The sequence below is a fragment of the Lentzea cavernae genome, assembly GCF_014653695.1.
Taxonomy (GTDB): domain Bacteria; phylum Actinomycetota; class Actinomycetes; order Mycobacteriales; family Pseudonocardiaceae; genus Lentzea; species Lentzea cavernae.
Genome location: NZ_BNAR01000017.1, coordinates 40,744 through 62,973 on the forward strand (window position 1 = coordinate 40,744; position 22,230 = coordinate 62,973).

Sequence of the window (22,230 nt, forward strand, 5' to 3'; positions counted from 1 at the left end):
CAGTGTGAAGTGTTCGGACCGTCATGCCGACGACGGCCGGGACTTCGCCGACCTGATCAGGTCGGCGAAGTCCCGGCCGAAGACCAGTTCCCGAGACGCCTACCGCGACTTCTTGAACTCCGGGGTCTTCATGAATTCGACCAGGCGCACCAGGGCTCGTTCGAACTCCGCTGCTCTCATCCTGAAGTCCTCGAACTGCCCATACAGGTCTTGAACTTCGGTCCACTCCTCGTCGAGTCGCTCCACGCAGGCGCTCGGCGTGTCGATCGAGTACTTCGGTCCGTGCTCGTCGCGCAACACACGCCACTGGACAAGGAAGTCTTCCGCCGCGTCCAGGTTGCCGATCGGGTCAAATAGGGTTTCCAGCCCGATGCGCGCGTTCTCCGTCGTCCCTGGAGGCCCTGACGGGACAACCATCCCGTCCTCATCAACCGTGTATGACCAATCCTCGTCACTCGCGACTTCGTTCATCATCTTCCTTGAGGAAAGAAGGTTGATGGAGTGTAGTTGCCGTCGGCGTTCTTCTCCAGATACCCGGTCATCGAGACGCCGTTGAACTTTCCGGTGACCTTGGTGCCGTTGTTCTTGGGTTTGCCGCGAGCGAAGAGCTCCCGGCCGGCTGCCTCGATGTCGCTGGCTGTCCAGTCAGAGGGGAAGAAGGTGTGACCGGCTCGCGCTTCCTTTGCGACGATGCTGCCGTCGGAAAAGCGCGCTCCGACCTGCCCGCCGACTACCCTGACGCTACCGTCGTCTGTGGTTCGCAGCGTACCCCCGATGAATCGGTCGTCGGGGATGCCGCCAGTCTGATCGGGGTGAAGGTGCCAGCCCGCAAATCTCGTGCCGTTATCAAGAACTTCTCCGTGCAGCACGTGATTGAGCGCCCCAGCGCTGAGTGAAGGGCCGGAAAGGCTCTCGTCACAGTCCGGACTTCTCTGGTCCTCGTTGTGGACGAGGAGTGGCGCAGCCTCCCGAGAACTGGCGACGTAGTAGGTGTGCAGCCCATCGACCGTGAAGTTGTGGACCTTCTCGATCCCACTCCAAGTCCGCGTCCCCGTGACCTCAGCCGACCGGTTGTCGGCGGTGAGGAACCGGTACGTCGGCTTGAGATCGATCGCCTTGACCCAGCGCTTCTCCGACTCCACCCAGAACGGGTGCTCATCGGTCGCCTTGATCTTGCCGCCCGAACTGTCGGTCAGCTCGACCATGACCCGCTCCGAGGTCTTGGTGCGGACCTCGGTCACCTCACGCGGGCCGGACGTACTGGTGGTCGGGTCGGTCGCCAGGACGTGCTCGCCGGCTCGCAGGTCCTCGATCTTCTTGCGCGAGCCGTCGCCCATGACGACGAGGGTGCCGGGCACGAAGCTGTTCGACGCCGCCCACGGCACGGGGCAGGAGCCGCCCGCCGCCGCGTTCTGCTTGGCTTCCTTGCCCTTGTCGCCCGTGCGTTTCTTCTTCTTCGAACCGCCGGCGATGTCGAGGATGTCCTCGGCGTACGGAACACCCATCGTGGCAAGGGTTTCGGCGACCTGGGCCTGGGCCGCCTCCTTCACGACCTCCTTGCCCACCCCGAGCATCGCGGTCTTGATCGTCTCGTAGACCTTGTTCAGGTCCTGCACGTTGGTGACCGCGGTCTGCACGATGCGGGCCGGGGCGTTGGGCATCGCCGAGATGATGTTCTTGGCGTTGGCGATGCGCGGCTTGAGAGCCGCCTTCAGAGTAGGAATCGGGTTGGTCTTGACGGCGCGGGCAACGGCCGCCTTCGCGGCAGCTGTACGTCGAACCGCTGCCTGGTAGGCGGCGGCTGCCGCTGCGGCGCGTCTGGCTGCCGCCTCTGCCGCCAGTTTGCGTGGGTCGGGCAGGGACTTCGAGGCGTTCGGGACGTCCGTCTTCTTCAACGGCATGCCGTCGGGGCCCTTGCCCGCGTTCGGGCCGTCGGGGCGGCGGGGGTGCGGGGCGTCGGGGCTGCGCGGGGTCGGGACGTTGTCGGCGCCTCGGACGGCGTCGTAGCCGCGGTTGCCCCACTTGGCCGCGGTGGCGCCCCAGCCGCCGAACGGGATCATGCCCGCCGCGGAGAGGGCGGCGTCGGTGTAGTTGCCTTCCGCGAGGTACCAGACGGCGTTGATGCCGTCGGCGATCTCGCCGAAGCCCGGGATGAGGCCTGCCACGTCCAGGGCGGTGTGGCCGATGGTGGAGATGTTGTCGCCGACCCAGGAGACGGCGTCGCTGAACCAGTTGTGGCCGTTGGGGTCGAAGCCGTTGACCGGGGAGCCGACGCCGTAGGAGTAGCGGTTGAAGCCGCCGGATCCCGGGCCGCCCTGGTCGACGGAGTCCCGTGAGGCGAAGCCTCCGGTGGACGGGTCGTACCAGCGGGCGCCCATGTTGACGTGGCCGCTGTCCGGGTCGGTCCAGTCGCCCTGGAAGCCCACGGCGCGCTTGGTGCCGGTGGAGGCGGTCACCTTGCCCCACGGGTCGTAGGACGTGGAGTCCTTCAGTTCGGCGGTGGAGGCGTCCAGGCCGCCTACGACGTCGCCGTGCTTGTCGGACAACAACAAGCGCTTGTCCGAACCGGACGAGAGCGACAGCAGTTCGCCGCCGGCGCCGCGGCCGAACAACGACGTCGAGTCGGAGACCGGGTCGGTGTCGGGGCCGGAGTACTTGAACTGCTTGGAGCCTCGGGTGACCGGGCGGTCGAGGCCGTCGTAGGTGTAGGTGGCCGAACCGACCTTCGCGAGGCGGTCGAAGGCGTCGAACTCGAACTTCTCCTCGAAGCCCGACGAGGTGCGGGACTCGCGGGTGCCGCGCGGCGAGTACTTGTAGGTGTAGTCGCCGTCGGACTCGAGGCGGTTGCGGGCGTCGAAGGTCGACGTCTTGGCGCCGTTGCGGATCCGGTTGCCGGACTTGTCCCAGCCGTACTCGGTCGTGGCCCCGCCCGAGGTCCACGACGTCATGCGGCCGAGGTCGTCGTAGCCGTAGGTCTGCTCACCGCCACCGGCGGTTCCGGTGGTGGTCTTCTTCTTCAGCCGGTCGGCCAGGTCGTACTCGTAACCGACCGACGCGACGGTGCCACCGGTGGAGTTCTTGGTGGTGTCACTGGTTTCGCGGCCGAAGTCGTCGTAGCCGAACGTGCGAACCCGGCCGGAGCCGTAGTTCATCGACTCGACCATGCCCGCGGCGTTGTAGCCGAACGCGACCAGCGCGCCCGACACACCGTCCTGGGCGGAGTTGAGGCGGCCGTTGACGTAGCTGAACGACGACGTGCCCGCCGCGTCCGTCCTCGTCGACAGGCGGCCGACCTCGTCGTAGCCGAAGCTCGCGTCACCGGACGGGCCGGTGGCCGAGGTCAGCAGACCGCGGGTGTTGTACTCGTAGGTGTTGGATCCGCCCGGAGCCGAGACGGACGTCGGCCGGCCGACGAGGTCGTAGCCGACCAGACGTTCCGTTGTGGACACCGCCGCGCCCGCGCCGGTTTCCTTGCGCAGACGGCCGAGACCGTCGTACTCACGGGTCCGCGTGACGCCACCCGGCGCCGTCATGATCGTGGGCCTGCCGGAGGTGTCGTACGCGGTGGTCCACGTGCGGTCGGCGGGGTTCGGGTGGGCCGGGGTGGACGGTTCGACGACCGACTCCGGCTTGCCCAGGGCGTTGTAGGTGTAGAAGGTCGAGTTCGTGCGGCCGTCCGTCACGCGCGTCCGGCGGCCCGAGGTGTCGTAGCCGTAGGACGTGGTGATGGACTCGGTGGCCGACACCGGTTCTTCCAGCGCGGTGAGCTGGCCGAGGGCGTCGTAGGTGTTCTTGGTGACCTTGCCGAGCGGGTCGGTCGCGGTCAGCTGGTTGCCCGCGACGTCGTAGGTGTACTTGCCCTGCCGCAGCACCTGGCCGTTCGGGGCGAGGCTCAGGTCGAGGACCTTGTTGCCCGCCTGGTCCAGGCGCTGGTACGACGCACGGCCCTGGGCGTCGCGGGAGTAGACCTGGTTGCCGAACGAGTCGTAGCCGAGCTGCGTGACGACGCCGGCGGCGTCGGTGACGCTGGTCTTCTGGCCCAGCAGGTCGTAGCCGAAGCGGGTGACCTCGTTGCGAGGCGAGGTCACCGTCTCCAGGTTGCCCTTGGCGTCGTAGGCGAACTTCGTCTCGAACGCCGCGGGCTGCGGCTTCGTCTCCAGGACGGTCTGGGTGACGGCGCGGCTGAACTGGTCGTAGGTGCGCTGGGTCGTGCCGCCCGTCGGGTCCTGTGTGGACAGGAGGTCGCCGTTGTCGGTGTAGGTGTAGCGCCACGAACCGCCCGGCGTCGTGCGCTCGTCCGGGTTCGGGTCGCGCTTCTCCACCAGCCGGCCGCGCTGGTCGTAGTACATCCAGATCGACGCGCCGGAGGGATCGGTCGTCTTGGTGGCGCGGCCCATCGCGTCGTACTCGACCGAGGCGACACCGGTGGCCGGCGTGCTCGATCCGGGGGCCTGGTACGACGGGGAGGTCGTGCGCACGGCACGGCCCGCCTTGTCGTAGGCCATGGTCATCACGCCGCCCGCGGGGTTGCGGACGTGCGTGACGTCACCGAACGCGTTGTAGCCCGTGGTCGAGACCGGGCGGTTCACCGACGGGGACTGGCCGAACTGCTCGGTCGTCACCGGAGGCGAGATCATCGAGACCGAACGGCCCCGCTCGTCGTACCGGTACTCGGTGGTGTGACCGGCCTCGACGGCGCCGGCGACGTTGCCGAGCGGCGCGATGACCGAGGTGACGAGGTCGCGCTGGTCGTACTTCTTGCGCGTGACCGCGAGTCCGGCCGAACCGCGCGTCGACTCCTTGACCTGACGGCCGTACAGGTCGTACTCGAAGTCCACCACCTCGGAGAACGCCGCCGAGTACGGACCGGTGTTGGAGTGCGCGCCACCGCGGGTGAGCTTGGTGATGTTGCCGCTGACGTCGTAGGTGTAGTCGGTGCGGCGGCGCAGGGTGTCGGGTTCCTGGACGGACGACTTCAGCCTGCCGGTGGCGTCGACCTCGTGGACGACGACCTTGCCGCCCATGCCGACCTGACGGGTCAGGTTGCCCGCCGCGTCGTACGTGTTCTGCTGGATCGTGACCGCCGGCGTGCCGGTCTTGTTGTCCGCCTTGGCCCGGATCTCCTTGACCAGGCCGTCGCCGTAGTAGGAGGTCTCGGTGCGGCGGCCCATCGCGTCGGTCTGCACGATCAGCTTGCCGCTGTGGTCGTACTGGTTCGACTCGAGCACCAGGTCCGGCAACGGCGTCTTGGGGTCGAGCGGGTCGAAACCGGTGGCACCGGGTGTGATCGCCTTGCCGTGGTGACCGACGAGCCTCACCTGCGCGACCTTGTTGCGGGCCGTGTAGGTGAAGGCCGTCTTCACGCCGTTGGCGTCGATCGCCCACGTGCGGTTGCCGAAGACGTCGTAGCCGAACGAGGCTTCGTTGCCCTCCGGGCCGATCGTCTTGACCATGCGGCCGTAGTCGTCGAACTCGAACGTCGACCGGCGCGGGTTGCCGGGGTCCTGCGAGTCGACGAGCTCCGCCGCGGTGGTGTTGCCGTCCGCGTCGTACTCGGTCTTCGCCGTCTCCACGTGCGTCACACCGGTGACGGCGTTCTTCGTCGCCGGATAGGTCACCTCGGTGACCCGGCCCAGCTTGTCGTACTTGTAGGACGTCGTGGCGCCGCCCGGGACGGAGTCGGAGTACTCCGTCGCGGTCTTCTTGCGGCCCAGCACGTCGTAGGTGAACACGGTGAGCATGCCGGCCGGGGACTTCGTCTCGGCCAGGTCACCGTTGCGGTAGTACCTGTTGACCGTCGTCGCGCCGCGCGGGTCGGTGGTCGACTTCAGCAGCCGCAACGGTTCCAGGGCCGGGTTCTGCGGCGTGGAGTCGTAGGCCTGCGTCGAACCGTCGGTGTAGCGGTGGAACGTGGACCCGCCGTCCGGGTTCGTCTCCTGTTCCAGGTCACCGAAATCGGTGTACCTCGACTGCGTCAGGAAGGTGTTGTCCGCCGGACCGGACGACCGGGCGTCGCGGGTCTCGAGGAGCTTGTCCGCGCGCGGATCGGTCGGATCCCCCGTGGGCGCCTGGTACTTGTAGTGCGTGGTCTGGCAGTCCCAGGTCCCGTCCGCGCGCTTCTCCCGGCAGCTGACCTTCTGCGTCAGGTTGCCGCGCTCGTCGTGGATCAGCTGGACCTCGTTGCCGACCTCGTCGTGGATCTTCTGCTGGAAGCCCGACTTGTCGTACTCGAACAACCGGACGCCGAGCGCCACGACGAGACCCTCGCACGTGGTGATGCCGTCGCCGTTGGTCTTGCAGTCGCGGCCGACCATGTCCTCCGGCCGGACACCGGCGCCGATCGGCGTCACCTGCCGCAGGATCCGGCCCTTCAGGCCGTCGAAGTCGTAGTACTGCGGCCGGTTGCCCGGATCCACCACCCGCACCGAGCGGACGATGTTCTCCTCGTTGCCGCCCACCGTCGGGACGCCCAGCTGCCAGCGACCACCGTCGCTGTCCACGTATTCGCGCATGCGGTCGTGCGTGTGGTCGTAGCTGATCCTCGCGGCCACCCGGTTCGTGCTGCTCGGCATGGTGACCTCGGTGATCTGGTCACCCGCGGTCTGCGCGGCGTGGTGCGTCGCGACCTGGCTCAGCCCCAGCGGACGCGCGTAGAACGCGACCTCGTCCACCAGACCGGAGAACGACGTGCGGCCCGAGGCGATCGACGGCCACGCACCCGTCGTGTTCGCCGCGCCGACCTGCGCGAACTGCAGCAGCGCGTGGTCGATCGGTCCTTCGAGCGGGGTCGTGTTGACGACCTTGCCGTCCAGGAACAACGTCTGGCTGGCCACCGAGCCCGACAGCACCACGTGGTGCCACTTGTCGTCGTTCACCGCACCGGACGACGTGATCGGGTTGATCCCGCCCTGCCAGAACTGGCCGCGCAGCTTGCCGTCGGAACCGACGTACAGCAGCGGGACGCCGCGGCCGGGCGTCTCGCCGATCGCCTTGTCCTGGTAGCCGACCAGCGGACCGGCCGAGGTCGTCTTGAACCACAGCTCGATCGCGAGGTCGCGGTGCTTGTTGACGGACTTCTCCGGCAGCGTGACGTGGCTGCCGCCGCCCAGGCGCACGGCGCGGTCGTCACTGCCGTTCAGCGCGCCGGTCTGGTTCTGGTTCGGGGCGCCGACGCCGACGAACTTGCCGAGGTCCTTGCCCAGCTTGATGCTGATCTGGCTGTTCGCGTCGTCGCCGCCGGCCTCACCGAGCCTCCAGTAGGAGTCGGGGCGGGAGTCCAGCACGGTGCTGCGGTAGTGCGAACCCTTCTCGTAGTTGTAGCGCGTGCACTTCGCCGTCGGGTCGCACACCTCACGCAGCTGGTCGGCGTCGTAGACGTACTTCCACTCCAGCGCGGAGCCGTCGACCTGCTCGGTGCGCACGTACTCGACGTGGGTCTTCTCGGCGTTCCAGGCGAAGAACAACGCCCGGTTGCTGGTCCGGCTGATCACCTTGTCCAGCAGCTTCTTGCCGTTGTCGTCCTTGTACTCCAGCTCGACCAGGCGCTGCGCACTGTCCTTGATGGACGACAGCAGACCGGCGGGGGTGAAGCCGTAGACGGTGCGGTCCTTGTCGACCAGTTTCCAGTCCGACGCGGACTTCGCCAGCGTGGCGGCACGACCGGGCGGCGGGGTGAAGCTCCCGTCGGGGTTCTTGCCGAAGCGCACCTGCTGGCCGTCGGGGTAGGTGACCACGACGTTGCCGCTGCCGTCGCCGTCCTCGACGATCCGCATGTCGTAGCGGGTCGACCAGCCGCTGCCGAACGTCAGCTTCGCCCGCGGGTCCAGGCTGTTGTACGTGCGGGCGACGTTGAGCTCCGGGCCCGTCGTCGCGGCGGCGGCGTCGATCGCGGCGGTGGTGTAGTTGCCGACCATCGGGTCGAACCCGAGACCGTTGCCGGTGTACGGGGCGTTGCCCATCCTCGAGGTGACCTCGGGCTGCGGCACCGAGGCGAACAGCCTCGACCATTCCGTGTACGGGCTCTCACCGCCCTGGCTGTCCCGCGCGGCCACGTGCCAGAGGTAGACGCGGTCCCAGCGCAGCTTGTTCTCCGGCACCGTCCAGTACGAGGGCGCGATGAACCCGGAGTCGAAGCAGCCCACCGCGTTTCCGGCCTGGTCCTGCTCGCAGACCTCGAACTTGTGGCTGATGCCGTCGTTCTCGTGGTCCTCCGCCTTGGCCCAGAACTGCGGGCGCAGCGTCTCCGCGCTCCACCCCGACGGGGGGTACTGGTCGGTCACGACTGGCGGGAGGTTGAACACGTCGAGCGTGATCCGGCCCGGCGCCACCTGCTCGTCGGTGAACGTCGTGCTCCCGTGCCGCATCGTGAAGTCGAAGATGTACTTGCCGTACGGCAGCTTCTCGATCGCCGCGTCGAGCGTGACCTCGCCGCCGCGGTTCACCGTGCCCGGCAGGCCCGCCGCGTGCTTCACCGCGACCAGCTCGTTCGTGGTGGCGTTGAAGACCTTGTACGCCAGGTCGTAGCTGCCCTGGTCCCACGCGTTCGCACCGGTGTTGCGGACCCGGATCTTGACCTTGCCGCCCTGCTGGCTCGTCAGGGGCGGGTCGGGGATCGGCTGGTCGATCACGTACTCGGCGTTGTACGGGCTGTGCGTGACGAACAGCTTCGGCGGGTTCGCCGTTCCCGCACCGACGATCTTCTTCCACTGACTCGCGTTGGACTGGTTCTGCGCCTGCAGCGCGATGCCGTTGTTCGCACCGCCGTTGGCCCATCCCTGCACCAGCTGCTCGCCACCGACACCGAGGTCGATCAGCTCGGGCGCGGCCGGGCACGACGACCGCGTCTGCCCCACCGACATGAAGCCGTGCGAGAACGACCCGCCGCCGATCGCACCGCCCAGAGCGGGCGGGGAATCGGTGAAGTTGCCCGCGACGGACCGCACCACCATCGGCTGCGGCTTGCACGTCGCCGAGTCGAAGTTCACGAGCTGCAGCTGCGCGCCGAAGATCTTGTGGTTGCGCAACGTGGTGCTCACCGCGCCGAACTTCAGCAACGCCGTCTTGCCGCTGCCGATGGTCAGCTCACCGGGAACCGCGTCCTGGCCGAGCTGCCGGGCCTCCGGCCTGCCCTCGAACACCGTCGGGTCGACCAGCACCGGGTACACGCGGGCCGGGTCGTCCAGCCACGCGGAGTCGAGCGACACCCGCAGGGTGCGGCCGCCGTCGGTGATCTCGTACTTCACCCCGAACGACTGCGCGGGAACGACGTCTTCCCTGCGCGGCGCGGAATCGGTCATGAAGCCGGGCGGGATGCTCAGGCGTTCGCGGCCCGACCCGTCCGACAGCACGACGGAGCCGTCCACGACCTTCGCCGTCAAACCCTTGAGCCGCAACGGGAAGTCCCACGTCCGCGCCGCCGCGCGGTCGTGCAGGACCAGGATCTCCTTGGCACCGCCCGGAACCGACTCGATCCGCAGGTCGGCGTGGTCGGCCACCCCGGGGTACGTGACCGTCGCACCCGCCTGCTGACCCGCGCTGCCCCGAGCGCCCGCGAAGCCGTAGGCGAACTCGTGCGCGTCGTCGAGCTTGATCGTGACGAGCGACGACGCGTCCGCCCTGCCCGCGAGGTGGACCGAGACGCCGTCGGCCTTGTTGCGCCACGAGCCGTTCTCCGCGACCAGGGACGGGTCGATCGGCGCCCACGTGCCGTCGGCCTTGCGGTAGTTGAGCGGCGTGTCGCTGAACTCCGTGGTCCGCGTGCCGTCGGTGTTGCGGTACGTCGTCTCGTTGCGCGCCCGCGAGTCCGGGACGCTGCTGGCCGAGTCGTACCCGGTCACGTTGCTCGGGCCCTGCTCCACCTTCGCGGCGTTGCGGGGTCCCTGCCCCGGCGTCCCGAACTTCGGCCGCGGGTGCTGGGCCATCTCGGAGACCGGCATGCCGAGGTTGCCCTCGCCGCTGGTGCTCTCGGAGGGAAGACCGTCCGCGGTGCCGCGGTCCTGCTCGGGGGCGAGCCCGCGGGCCCTGTCGAGTTGCTCGGCCAGCTCACGTCCGGCGTCGGTGAACCAGGGCAGCAACGCCGTGATGCCCGACCCGCCGACACCGATGACGAGCGTCACGGTGAGCAACAGTCCAAGGACAGGAACCAGGAATTTGGGCGCGCGGAAGCGCCCGGCTCTACGGCCGGTCATAGTGATCTTCCCCCAGGAAGTGAGGCCCCCAGATGCAGGCGGACCGGAGCATAAGACGCTAAACATCGATTTCACAAGGGATGTGCGACTGCTCACCTTGTGTAACGAACAGCGTCTGACGAGAGGTTCGTCCGCAGGATTCCCTTCCGGGGATTTCGTCTGCTACAAAGCGTTCCGTCAGCATCCTCTGGGGGATGTCCACTGCTACCTGCCGCGCGACGAGCGCGTGCTTTGGCATGTCCGGAATTGGGGGACCAACAGCCATGACCAGACCCGAAAGCGGGTCGTGGAGACGCTGGACGAGGGTGGCTCTCGCCGCAGCCGTGGGGATCGCCGGTCTACCGGTCCTCATGAGCGGTGGCAACGTCGCCAACGCCGTCGACACGATCTTCTGCAAGCCCAAGGCCAACGTGTTCGTGAGCTTCTCGAACAGCCCGGCCCTCAACCTGCGCACGACGAACGAGCCCTCCGCCGGCTACAACCAGTGGACCAGCGACCAGCACATCGGCAACGGCTGGGACTTCCACTTCGCCGCGGGTCCCGACGGCTACATCTGGTTCACCCTGGACAACGGCGAACTCCGCCGCCACCAGTGGATCGACGGCGTCGGCTGGGCCGACAACGGCGTCAGCAAGCTGATCGCGACCGGCTGGACGGGCTGGAACGACCCCGCCTACCGCTACCGGCTGACGGTGGACCCCACCAACGCCCTGTACACAGTGGACAACAGCGGCGTCCTCAAGCAGCACAGGTACAACAACACCACTGGCGTGCTGACCACGAAGGTCATCGAGGCCGGCTGGGGCAAGTACGACCAGGTCTTCGCGGCCGGTACCGGCGTCCTCTACGCCCGTGACCGCAACGTGAACGACGGCCAGCTCTACCGCTTCCAGTACGACGACGCCACGAACAGCTTCACCCAGCGGGAGAAGACCGTCGGTGGCGGCTGGAACGGCTTCAAGCAGATCACCTCTCCCGGTGGCGACATCATCTACGGCACCGCGCCCGGTGGCGCGACCTTCTGGTACCGCTGGAAGGCCGAGAGCGCCGAGAACCCGACCGGCTACCTCGAGAACGGTGGCGCGGCCAGCTGGAAGCAGCAGATCAGCACCTGGGGCGACGTCGACGAGATCGCACCCGCGGTCGACACGTGCAGCGTCAAGCCCATCGCGACCGACGTGGTGTGCAAGCCGAGCGCGAACATGTGGGGCTCGAGCCCCGACGCCGGCCTGTACATGCGCAGGTACCTGGAGCCCGAAAGCGGTCTGACCGCGTGGGACCACTCCACGGGCCGCATCGGCAACGGCTGGGCCGACATGCGGTTCATCGCGGGCGCCGACGGCTACAAGTTCCTGATCAAGTCCAACGGCGACGTCGAACGCCACCGCTGGATCGAGGGCGTCGGCTGGGACCGCGGCGGCGTCAGCGTGCGGGTCGCGACCGGCTGGACCGGGTGGACCGATCCCGCGAACTTCAACAAGATCACGGTCGACACCAACAACCACGTCTACGCGGCGCTCCACAACGGACAGTTGCAGCACAGCGTCTACAACGAACTGGCCGGCACCTGGGCCCAGGAGGTCATCGACGACGGCTGGGGCAAGTACGACCAGGTGTTCGCCGCGGGTGACGGCGTGATCTACGCCCGCGACCGCAACGTCCAGGACGGCACGCTGTACCGCTTCCACTACGACCACAAGAACAAGCGGTGGATCGAGTACGCGCGCAACCTCGGGTGGGGCTGGAACGGCTACCAGCAGATCCTCTCGGCCGGTGGCGACGTCGTCATCGGGCGCAGCGGCCCCGACGTCTTCTGGTACCGCTACGACAACGCCACGAAGGACTGGGCGCACGGCGCCGAGGACACGTGGAAGGAATACATCGCCTGGTGGCCGGACCTCCAGCAGCTGATGGTCGACGTGGACTCCTGCAAGCTCAAGAACCCCGACAAGATCACTCCTCCGCAGACGCCCGCACCGGCGGTCGACAAGGCGGAGATGATCTACAACACGCAGAAGTCGCGCTTCGAGCTCACCTACGCCGACGGCGACGGCACGGTGCACCGCGCTCACCAGACGGCGCCCGACACCGAGAGCGTCGAGTTCAACCCCTTGTCCAGCACCGGGTTCACCGGCAGGGCGACCCTCGCCCAGCAGGAGGACAACAAGGTCGTCGTGATGGCGCGGGGCACGAACGCCCAGACGAAGGCGTTCATCGAGCCGGCCCCGAACGCCGGCACGAGCGTGTGGACGCAGAAGGACCTCAAGGGAGCGCTCAACACCTCGCCGATCCTGGTGCGCGGCAACAACAAGCTGCTCACCGCGTTCGCCGTCGACGGCAACAACAAGTTGTGGTTCTCCGAGCAGTTCGGGATCAACGGCGAGTTCAAGCCGTGGCGTCAGGCCACCGCGCCCGACACCTACAACATGACCGGCGAGATGACGATCGTGCCGTCCGGTGACGGCTTCGAGATCGCCTACACCAGCGTCACCAACGTGGTAGCGGTCAAGAAGTTCGCCAACGGCGCGCTGAGTCCGCACCGGGTGGCCGCCGGCATCTCCGCCGTCGGTGCTCCGGCCGCCGTCGTCTTCTCCGACGGCAAGGTGCAGCTGGTGGTCCGCGCCAGCAACAACAAGCTCTACACGCAGAAGGAAGGCGCGTCGGGCTTCGCGGGCTGGGCCGACATCAGCGGTGCGCTCCAGTTCACCGGCGCTCCCGAGGCGGTGCTGAACAAGTTCAACATCGTCGAGGTCGCCGCCCGCACCACCGACGGCCGGATCCACCGCGGTGGCCAGACGGCGCCGAACTCCGCGACCTGGCGGATGTGGACCTACCAGGCGTGGGAGTCGCCGTTCGACGTGACGTTCGCGGCGAGCGCGACCGGTGGTGAGCAGCGGATCTTCGCCAACACCGGCGACGGCCTGTTCGTCCTGATCGACGCCGACCCGTACTCCTCCGACACGAGCCTCGCCATGTCCGCGGACGCGGCGACCTCGGTGGAGAAGTCGAGCAGGACGGTGCCCGCCAAGGCGACCAAGCAGCAACTGCCCAAGAAGTAGTGCCGAACGCGGGAAGGGGGCTGCCCGCCTGGGCAGCCCCCTTCTTCCGTCGGCGCGCCGGTCATTCGTTCCAGGCGCGTCCGAGGGCGACCCGGATCTTGTTCTTCAGCTCGTGCTCGAAGGTCGTGAAGGTGTCGTAGCCCTCGTGGTCGCCCACCAGGAGCAGCTCGCCGGCCGCGGTGACCCCGTGCTTCACCCGCCCGTGGCTCAGTTTCACCACCACCTCGGAGCGAGGTGCCCTGGCCGCCGGGTAGTCCCGGTAGAGCAGCGTCGTGACGAGCTCGGCCTTCAGCTCCCCGAGAGGCCGCAGAACGGGCTGCTGCTCCCTGCCCTCGACCAGGTCACCGGACAGCGTGATGCCGACACCGGACGTGCCGATCAGGTGGTACTCCAGGACCGTCGTCTCGGTGGCGGTGCGACCGAACCGCTTCTTGATCGTGCGCTGGGTCTGGTGCCGGTGCGGCGCGATGCCGATCTCCGCGGCCACCTTCACGAACGCGCGCGCCTGCTCCGCCCACTGCGCGCGGTAGCCGTCCATGCCCGCCAGCACTTCGGCGATCTGGTCTTTCTCGCGGTCGTCCTGCTGCCTGGCGCGGTGGACCTGCTGACGCAGTTGGTCTTCGAAATCGCCCACGAGCGGACTCCAGGAGGTTGAACGGCGGCCTGGTGGAGTATCGCGGACGACCGGAAGCCGTTACGCAGAACGCTTTCAGAGTTCGGCGTCGCCGCTGGTCGCCCGCGCGCTCGTCGGCCTCGCAGAAGGCCGTGGCCGCCGTGAACTCGTCCTGGCGAACGGTCGCGGCGTGTGCGGAGTTACAGGCCGGATTCGGTGGTGCGGACCAGGATCGCGCCGCACTCCTCGCAGCGCACGACCTCGTCGGCCGCCGCTTCCTTGACCTTCGACACCGCGCTGCGGTCCAGCTCGATCCGGCACGCGCCGCAGCGGCGGGACTGGATCAGGGCCGCGCCGATGCCGCGCTGCTCGCGCTGGCGGTCGTAGAGCTTCAGCAGGTCGTCCGGGAAGCCCTTGGCCATGGTGGAGCGGTCGGCGGTGCGCCTGGTCTCCACGGACTCGAGGTCGGCCAGGGCGGTGTCGCGGCGGCGGGTGGCGTCTTCGAGCTTCTCGCCGGCCTTCTGGAGTTCGACGCGGGCGAAGGAGGCGTCGGCGTCGACGGCCTCGCGGCGTTCCATGAGCTCGAGGAGGTCGTCCTCGAGGATGCCCTGGCGGCGCTGGATGGTGGCGAGCTCGTGTTCGAGGTCGGTGAGCTGCTTGGCGCCGACGGTGCCGGACTGCAGCAGCTTGCGGTCGCGCTCGCCGCGGGCGCGGACCTGGTCGATCTCGGTCTCCTGGCGCTTCACGTCGCGGTCGAGGTCGGTGAGCGACGTCTCGACGGCCACGAGGGCGTCCTGCTTGGCGCGCTTGTGCTGCTCGGCCTCGGTGATCTCCGCGATCTCGGGCAGCGTGCGGCGACGGTGGGTGACACGCGCCAGTTCGGCGTCGACCTCGGCGAGGTCGAGCAGCCTGCGCTGCACTGCGGGATCGGCTTTCACGCAAGTCCTCCTGCTGATGGGCTCGTCGCACCGACGGTCCACGGGTCGGTCCGGCGGGTGGAGACGAGTACGTCGACCCTACCGCCGAAGGCCGACCGCAGGATCCCCGCCGCCTGCTCGCACCACGGCCACTCACTGGCCCAGTGCGCGACGTCGACCAACGCGGGCCCGCCGGACTCGACGTGCTCGCTCGCCGGGTGGTGCCTCAGGTCGGCGGTGACGTAGGCGTCGACGCCCAGGCGCCGCACCGTCCCGAGGAAGCTGTCGCCCGCGCCTCCGCACACCGCGACCCGCTTGACCAGGCGTTCCGGGTCGCCTGCGGCGCGCACCCCCTGCACGGTGGCGGGCAGCGCGTCGGCCACGCGCTGGACGAACGCCCTGAGCGGCTCGGCCTCCGCGAGCTCTCCGACGCGCCCGATGCCGGGAGCGTCCGCCGCTTCTTCGAGCGGGCCCGTGACCGTCAGCCCGATGGCCTTCGCCAGCGCGTCCGACACTCCGGGCTGCGCGCTGTCCGCGTTGGTGTGCGCGCAGTACAGCGCGGCGCCGTTGCGGATCAGCTTGTGCACCAACGCGCCCTTGGGGTCGTCGGCGGGAACGCCGTTGACGCCCTTGAGGAGCAACGGGTGGTGGGCGAGCACGAGCTGCGCCCCGGCCTCGACGGCCTCCTGCACGATGGCCGACGTCGGGTCGACGCACACCAGGACCCTGGTGACCTCGTCTGCCGGATCACCGCACACCAGGCCTACCGCGTCCCACTTCTCGGCGGTCTTCGGCGGATACGCGGACTCCAGGACCGCGATCACGTCGGCGAGCTTCACGCCAGTTCCTCCATCACTACCCGCAGCGCGTCCACGAACACCGCGAACTCCTCCGGCGGCCGGATCGCCACCCGCAGGTACGTGTCGTCCAGTCCGGGGAACGTGTCGCAGCGCCGCACGGCGATCCCCTTGTCCCGCAACGCCTGCCGCGCGCCCTTCGGTGCCCTGATCAGCAGGAACGGCCCGTTCGGCGCAACGACGACGAGGTCTTGGAGCTGCTCCGACGCGTACGCGGCGTGCTGCTGCGCCTCACGGGCGAACCGCGCGGACTCCTCGAGGGCGAACGGCTCGCAGCACGCCGTGATCGCCTCCAGCGTGAGACTGCCCACGGGCCAGTGCGGGCGGCCGTGCGCGAGGCGCCGGAGCGTCTCCGGATCACCGAGGAGGTAACCGGCGCGCAGGCCCGCGAGACCCCAGGTCTTGGTCAGGCTGCGCAGCACCAGCACGTCCGGGTCGTGCGCGAGCGACTCGGGCTCACCGGGAACGGCGTCCATGAACGCCTCGTCGACGACCAGCCTGCCGGGCAACGCCTTGAGCGCGGCGGCCTCGTGCAGCACGGACGTCGGGTTCGTGGGGTTGCCGATGACGATCAGATCGGCGTCCGACCGCACCTCGCGCAACCGGAAGTCGCCGTCGAGGAGCACGTGCTCCACCGGGATCCCGGCATCGCGAAAGGCCACCTCGGGTTCGGTGAAGCCGGGGTGGACGATCGCGGCACGGCGCGGCGCGAGCTTCGGCAGCAGCGCGAAGCCCTCGGCGGCGCCGTTGAGCAGGAGGACCTCGTCCGGCGAGCGCCCGTGACGACGTGCGACGGTCTCACGGGCGCGCTCTTCAGCCGGCTTCGAGGGGTAACGCCCGAGCTCGCCGAGCGCCGCGGCCAGCCGTTCGCGCAGCCAATCGGGCGGGTGCGGCACCCGCACGTTGACGGCGAAGTCGGCGAGGCCCGGCGCGGCGTCGACGTCACCGTGGTGGCGCAGGTCTGGGCTGGTCATCGCCGGAATCCTAGGCGACGGGCCCAGAGCACCGCGTCACTGCATGTAGCGGCGGAGCTCGGTGAGGTGGCTGATCAGCTCGTCCAGCTGGAACGCGTCGAGCTGCGCCGACTCACCGGGCGGGGTGCGGAAGCAGACGCGCCCCTTCTCGTTGAGGTACACCTCGAACGCACGACGGCGCCCGAGGGCGTCGGTACACCCGATGATCTCCCGTTGCGGGGGCACGTCGGTACCTGTCTGCATGGGCGGCCTCCATGTCGTTTGTCCGTACATCTTGCGACAACGCTTGAGCGTTACCGTGCGGCGGCGCTCAGCCTCGGCGGACAACGTGATCTCCCGAGCCTACGTGTGCCCCGGGCCCGGCACAGGCGGAACGGCGCAGGCCGCCCCCGTTCCCGAAGGGCTTGGGCTGATTCCAAGGCTTAGGCTGCGCGGCATGCACGTCTCGTTCGTCTGCACCGGCAACATCTGCCGGTCCCCCGTGGCAGCGCTCGTGTTCCGGGAATGGCTCTCCCGCGAGGGACTGTCCGGCCACGTCCGGGTGTCCAGCGCCGGCACCGGCGGGTGGCACGCCGGCGACCCGGCCGACCCGCGCGCGTTGAAGACACTGGCGGACAACGGATATCCCGTCGACCACGTGGCCGCACAGGTCGGCGCCGACCACCTCGACGCGGACCTGCTGGTGGCGCTCGACTCCGGCCACGCCCGCGCGTTGCGCCGGATGGCCGATCCCGACCGCGTGCGGCTGCTCCGCTCGTTCGACCCGGACGCCGACTCGACCGACGTGCCGGACCCGTACTACGGCGACGCCGCCGGGTTCGACGAGGTGCTGGTCATGACGGAGGCGGCGATGCCGGGGCTGGTCGCGTGGGTGCGCGAGCGGCTCTGAGGACGAAGCACTTCTTCAGGAAGCCGTGACCTTGCGCTCGCGCGTCTCTGTGATCCGGTGAACGACACTGGACGTTTCGCTGCCACCACGCCGGGCCGCGCGTTCCAGAGGTCCCAGGCGATCACGGGCCCGGTTGCTGTTGAGCTGCTCGACGAGGTCGAGCGACCTCGTCGCGACCCGCACTCCCTCGTCGACGTCACCGCTGCGGAGGTGGCACGTCGCCAACTCGGCCAGGTCGAACGACCGTGCCAGCGCGACACCGTCACCTCGATGACGCAGGCTCCGGCGGATCGCCGCGACTGCCCTGGTCCACTCGCCCAGTTCAGCCCACGTCACGCCGACCGCGGCGAGAAGTTCCGCCTCGTCGAAGAACTCCAGCCACACGGGCAGGTCACCCTCCGCGTGGAAGTTCTCCATGGCCGATGAGAGCGCTCGCTCCGCTGACTCGCGATTGCCCATGACCGCGTAACAGCGCGCTTCTCGCACTTCCAGCAATGCGCACAGCCTTGGCGACCGCGACGCCAGCGCCACCGGGTAACCGAACTGGAACAACCGCAAGGCCGCGTCAGGTGGCCCGTGGTACTGCTCCATCCGGCCGGCGCAGTAGAACAGCATGGCTTGCAAGGGCAGGTTCTGCGCGTCCTGCGTCAACTCCAGTGCCGCGAGCAAGTGCTTGCGGGCGCGGTCGAGACGGCCCATGTCGAAAGCCGCGCTGGACGCACGCCGGTGCAGCAACGCCACTGCCTCGAACAAAGCGGGTCTGACGGCGTCACGCACCGCAACCCCGAGCAGACGCCGCGCCCACCTCAGCTGTCCCTCGACTGCGGCCAGGACCACACCTCCGCCGAACTGCGACTCCAAACCTGTCAGGTCCCCCAGGACGCGATGAAGCATCACGACATCGCTCGGCCCCACCTGTGCGGGCACCGGTGTCTCTTCAGCCGTGAGCGCCACCTCCCCGGCCTCGCCGAACACCGGTTGGCCCACAACGGCCTCGGCCGCGCGCGCCAGGAACGAAGCACGCTTCGCGGCTTCGTCCTGCGCCGGCTGCGGACTGACCACTCCGTACTCCAGCCCGACGTGGCCCCTCGGGACGCCGAGGCTGACAGCGATGCGTTCGAGCAGCTCGTAGGACATGACCCGGCGGCCTCCGATGATCTCGGAGATCTCCGACTGGTTCTGCCTCGTGACCTGCGCGATCTCCCGCTGCGAAACACCTTCCTCGACGAGCAGCCGGAAGACCGTCCCGATGTCGCGGTGAGCGAGCGCGTCGCGCATCTCGGGACGGTCCCACCAGGCCTTGAACCTCTCCATCGCTCGAAGGTAATGCCGATCACCGGCACGAGCCCGGTTCATCGGCCAAGGTGATCGGCCGGACCGATGAGGAGCGTCGCCAGACGGTCGTTGTGGCTGGTCGAGCGTGCTTGGATGAGGTCCATGGACGTCACCGGCTGGACCTGGCTCAACGAACCGCGCGAGTGGTCGCCCACCCCGCTGACCGTGCACGCCGACCCCGGCAGCGACTTCTGGCGCCTCACCGGCAACGGCGTCGTCCGCGACAACGGCCACCTCTACGGCCTGAGCGTCACCGGTGACTTCACCATCACCGCGACCTTCAGCGGCGAGTACGCGGCGCAGTACGACCACGCCGGCGTCGGGCTGCTCGTCGACGGCGAGAACTGGATCAAGGCCGGGGTCGAGGTGTTCGACGGGAAGCTGCAGGCCAGCACGGTCGTGACGCGCGGGTTCTCGGACTGGAACCTGGCGCTGGTCGGTGAGTTCGAGCGGTTCACCGTGAGCGCTGAGCGTAAGGGTGACGCGGTGTGGGTGCGGTACGGCACGGACGGCGCCGAGCCCACGAACCTGCTGCGCAAGGCGTACTTCCCGCCGGACGCGGAGGTCGTCGTCGGGATCATGGCCGCCAGTCCGGAGGGCAAGGGGTTCGTGACCCAGTTCCACGAGGTCGACCTCACCCGATAGCGCGTTGCGTTTGCTTCGAATACTGCGGATACTTCGAACAGGGAGGTGTATGCGTATGAGTGCAGCACTGCAGCCGGTACAGCCCGACAGCGGGGACATCGTCACGGCTGACGCAGCATTGCCCACGGTCAAGGCGTACCTGAACACCCCACGGGAGGATGCGGACCTGGTCCGTGTCCGCGTTGAAGACGACAGCGAAGTGCTGACGCTGCCGCGCGCCGCCGTCGAGGTTTTCACGCAGGTGCTCGCGTACATGGCCGCGGGCCACGGGGTGGTCGTGGTTCCCGTCGACGCGGAGCTGACCACCCAGCAGGCGGCGGATCTGCTGAACGTCTCCCGGCCTTACTTGATCGGGCTGCTCGAAGCCGGTGCGATCGACTACCGGAAGGTCGGCAAGCACCGTCGGATCAAGGCCGCGTCGCTGACGGAGTACCTGCGCGACGACGACCAGCGCAGGCGGCAGGCCGCGGACGAGTTGTCTGCACTCACCCAAGAGATGGGCATGGCCTGAGTGAGCTTCGTCGTCCTCTACGACGCCAACGTCCTCTACCCGAGCACTCTGCGGGATCTGCTCATCCGAATCGCGGCGGCCGGCCTCGTCCAGGCGAAGTGGACTGAGGAGATCCTGGACGAGGTGTTCAGGAACGTCCGGGAGAACCGGCCCGGCCTGGCAGACCACCTGCTCGACCGCACACGGGTCCTGATGGTGAAGGCCGTCCGGGACTGCCTGGTCAACGGGTACCAACCGCTGATCCCCACGCTGACCCCGCCGGATCCCGACGACCGTCACGTGCTCGCCGCCGCGATCAGGACCCGTGCTCAAGTGATCGTGACCGACAACCTCAAGGACTTCCCGGCGGAAGCTCTGCGTCTCTGGGACATCGAGCCCAAGTCCGCGGACGACTTCGTCAGCGACCAGATCGGGCTCGACGCCAAGGTCGTGTGGAGCTGCGTCCAGCAGATCGCGAACTCGTGGCGCAATCCTCCCGGCACGATCGGAGACGTCCTCGCCTCCCTGGAACGCTGCGGGTTGGTGCAGTCAGTGGCCGCGCTCAGGGCGCTCTGAACGGTCATCTACCGTGAGGACGTGCGGTTCAAGTTCCTCCTCAAGCCGGGCTGGCTGGCGCTGACCCTGGCCGTCTGGGTGTTCGCGGGTGCCTGCGTCTACCTGCTGTCGCCGTGGCAGTTCGGCCGCAACGACGAGCGCCAGCAGCAGAACTCCGCCATCACCAAGTCGCTGAAGAGCGAGGCCGCCCAGTTCGGCGCGAAGCACGACGAGTGGCAGAAGGTCGAGATCAAGGGCCGGTACCTGCCTGAACTGGAAGCGCTGGCACGACTCCGCACCGTCCAGGGCGAGGCGGCGTTCGAGGTCATCACGCCGTTCGAGACCACCACGGGCCACCGGATCCTGATCGACCGCGGGTACGTGCGGCCGGTCAACGGCATCAAGCCGCCCGACTTCGCGAAACCGCCCACGAACGAGGTCACGCTCGTCGGGCTCGCACGGCCCAACGAGTCGAACGACCAGCCCGCGTTCGAGCAGGACGGCCGCAAGCAGATCTACTCGATCAACAACAACGCGGTCGGTGAAAACATCGAGCCCGGTTACTACCAGCTGATCGAGGACCAGCCGGGGGCGCTCGACACGTTGCCGCTGCCGCGGCTCGAGTCGGGGCCGTTCTTCTCCTACGCGCTGCAGTGGATCGCGTTCGGCGTGATGGCGGTCGGGGGGTGGCTGTACTTCACGATCCGCGAGGCGCGGCCGGGTGGTGTGCTCTACGAGGGCAGGGCCAAGAAGAAGTCGATCGCCGAGCTACTTGCGGAAGAGGGCGATGAAGGCGCCGGCGAGGGCCGCGCCGAAGCCGACGACGCGGGACAGCTCCACGGCACGCGTCACGTGCCCTGAGTCCGGGTTGCGGCCGTGGCCGAGCACCGGGCGCTCTTCGACGCCGTGCGAGTAGACGGTGCGGCCGCCCAGCCTGATCTCCAGGGCTCCGGCGAACGCCGCTTCCACCTGGCCCGCGTTGGGCGACGGGTGTGCCGCCGCGTCACGGCGCCAGGTCTCCAGGGCCTGGGAGGCCGAGCCGCCGACGACCGGGGCGCCGCCGACCGTGAGCAGCGCGGCCAGCCTCGACGGGACCAGGTTCAGCAGGTCGTCCAGGCGGGCCGAGGCCCAGCCGAAGCGCAGGTAGCGCGGTGACTTGTGGCCGACCATGGCGTCCAGCGTGTTGGCCGCTCGGTACGCCAGCAGGCCGGGGACGCCGGAGACCGCGCCCCAGAACAGCGGTGCCACTACGGCGTCCGAGGTGTTCTCGGCCACTGATTCCACGGTCGCGCGCGCCAGGCCCGTCGTGTCGAGGCGGGAGGCGTCGCGGCCGCACAGGCTGGGCAGGCGTGAGCGGGCCGCGTCGAGGTCGCCGTCGGCGAGTTCGCGGCCCATGGACGTGCCCTCGGTGGCCAGCGAGTTGCCGCCGAGCACCACCCAGGTCGCCGCACCCGTCGCCAGCGCCTGCGCCAGCCAGTTCCCGCGCGTCAGGCGTTCCACGGCGACACCGGCCGCCACGGTCCCGCCGACGAGCGCGGCCGTGTACGCCGCACCGGCGGCCTCGGAGTCGGCGTACAGGCGCTTCTCGAGGGCCGCCGCGGTCGATCCGAATGCCGCTACCGGGTGAAATCGGCGTGGATCTCCGAACACCGCGTCCGCCGCCACGCCCAGCAACAACCCCAACGCGCGGCCCGCACCCACGGCATCCT

The 22,230-nt window shown here is 68.7% G+C and carries 15 protein-coding genes; 6 read left to right on the plus strand and 9 right to left on the minus strand.

The genetic code is table 11. The features are described 5' to 3' along the window. Positions 1-99 precede the first annotated feature (99 nt). Both IE307_RS37350 and IE307_RS37355 read right to left on the minus strand, forming a co-directional pair. Complete coding sequence (locus IE307_RS37350) at positions 100-471, minus strand: hypothetical protein (protein WP_191304183.1); 372 nt, start codon at positions 469-471, stop codon at positions 100-102. Further along, complete coding sequence (locus tag IE307_RS37355; RefSeq protein WP_191304184.1) at positions 471-10,115, minus strand: LamG-like jellyroll fold domain-containing protein; 9,645 nt, start codon at positions 10,113-10,115, stop codon at positions 471-473. The genes IE307_RS37350 and IE307_RS37355 overlap by 1 nt, the downstream gene beginning before the upstream one ends. Positions 10,116-10,450: 335 nt before the next feature. On the opposite strand from IE307_RS37355, the gene IE307_RS37360 reads away from it, so the two are divergent. After that, positions 10,451-13,246: a tachylectin-related carbohydrate-binding protein gene (locus IE307_RS37360; RefSeq protein WP_229905465.1), complete on the plus strand. Its 2,796-nt coding sequence runs from the start codon at positions 10,451-10,453 to the stop codon at positions 13,244-13,246. A 61-nt stretch (positions 13,247-13,307) separates the two neighbouring features. On the opposite strand, the gene IE307_RS37365 is transcribed toward IE307_RS37360, so the two are convergent. The 5 genes from IE307_RS37365 to IE307_RS37385 all read right to left on the minus strand — a co-directional run bounded on the left by IE307_RS37365 (position 13,308) and on the right by IE307_RS37385 (position 16,850). After that, positions 13,308-13,880, minus strand: a complete 573-nt coding sequence (locus IE307_RS37365; RefSeq protein ID WP_191304186.1) for a hypothetical protein — start codon at positions 13,878-13,880, stop codon at positions 13,308-13,310. Positions 13,881-14,059: 179 nt separating this feature from the next. Then, the gene (locus tag IE307_RS37370; protein WP_191304187.1) at positions 14,060-14,797 is read right to left on the minus strand and encodes a zinc ribbon domain-containing protein; all 738 of its coding nucleotides are present in this window, start codon (positions 14,795-14,797) and stop codon (positions 14,060-14,062) included. Further along, positions 14,794-15,615, minus strand: coding sequence for a Nif3-like dinuclear metal center hexameric protein (locus IE307_RS37375; RefSeq protein ID WP_229905466.1), 822 nt, complete (start codon positions 15,613-15,615; stop codon positions 14,794-14,796). The genes IE307_RS37370 and IE307_RS37375 overlap by 4 nt, the downstream gene beginning before the upstream one ends. Continuing rightward, positions 15,612-16,607, minus strand: coding sequence for an Rv2231c family histidinol phosphate aminotransferase CobC (gene cobC / locus IE307_RS37380; RefSeq protein ID WP_191304188.1), 996 nt, complete (start codon positions 16,605-16,607; stop codon positions 15,612-15,614). The genes IE307_RS37375 and cobC overlap by 4 nt, the downstream gene beginning before the upstream one ends. Positions 16,608-16,643: 36 nt before the next feature. Beyond that, positions 16,644-16,850 (minus strand): hypothetical protein, encoded by a 207-nt coding sequence (locus tag IE307_RS37385; protein WP_030472678.1) that lies wholly within the window; start codon positions 16,848-16,850, stop codon positions 16,644-16,646. 193 nt (positions 16,851-17,043) lie between these two features. On the opposite strand from IE307_RS37385, the gene IE307_RS37390 reads away from it, so the two are divergent. Further along, positions 17,044-17,496 carry a low molecular weight protein-tyrosine-phosphatase gene (locus IE307_RS37390; RefSeq protein WP_191304189.1) on the plus strand — a complete coding sequence of 151 codons (453 nt, stop codon included), beginning with the start codon at positions 17,044-17,046 and terminating at the stop codon, positions 17,494-17,496. 15 nt (positions 17,497-17,511) lie between these two features. Here IE307_RS37390 and IE307_RS37395 read toward each other — a convergent pair whose 3' ends face one another. After that, positions 17,512-18,810 carry a helix-turn-helix domain-containing protein gene (locus tag IE307_RS37395; RefSeq protein WP_191304190.1) on the minus strand — a complete coding sequence of 433 codons (1,299 nt, stop codon included), beginning with the start codon at positions 18,808-18,810 and terminating at the stop codon, positions 17,512-17,514. A gap of 114 nt (positions 18,811-18,924) precedes the next feature. Here IE307_RS37395 and IE307_RS37400 point away from each other — a divergent pair, with 114 nt between their 5' ends. Genes IE307_RS37400 through IE307_RS37415 form a run of 4 tightly spaced genes read left to right on the plus strand, consistent with a single transcriptional unit; the run spans position 18,925 to position 21,382 of the window. Beyond that, the gene (locus tag IE307_RS37400) at positions 18,925-19,476 is read left to right on the plus strand and encodes a DUF1349 domain-containing protein (protein ID WP_191304191.1); all 552 of its coding nucleotides are present in this window, start codon (positions 18,925-18,927) and stop codon (positions 19,474-19,476) included. Positions 19,477-19,531: 55 nt separating this feature from the next. Continuing rightward, positions 19,532-19,987 (plus strand): helix-turn-helix domain-containing protein, encoded by a 456-nt coding sequence (locus IE307_RS37405; protein ID WP_191304192.1) that lies wholly within the window; start codon positions 19,532-19,534, stop codon positions 19,985-19,987. After that, on the plus strand, positions 19,988-20,542 hold the full coding sequence (locus tag IE307_RS37410) for a PIN domain-containing protein (protein ID WP_191304193.1): 555 nt from the start codon (positions 19,988-19,990) through the stop codon (positions 20,540-20,542). A gap of 21 nt (positions 20,543-20,563) precedes the next feature. Continuing rightward, positions 20,564-21,382, plus strand: a complete 819-nt coding sequence (locus tag IE307_RS37415; protein WP_191304194.1) for an SURF1 family cytochrome oxidase biogenesis protein — start codon at positions 20,564-20,566, stop codon at positions 21,380-21,382. Here the strand turns inward: IE307_RS37415 and IE307_RS37420 are convergent. After that, positions 21,290-22,222, minus strand: a complete 933-nt coding sequence (locus tag IE307_RS37420) for a cobalamin biosynthesis protein (protein WP_191304195.1) — start codon at positions 22,220-22,222, stop codon at positions 21,290-21,292. The two genes, IE307_RS37415 and IE307_RS37420, sit on opposite strands and share 93 nt — an antisense overlap. Positions 22,223-22,230 lie beyond the last annotated feature (8 nt).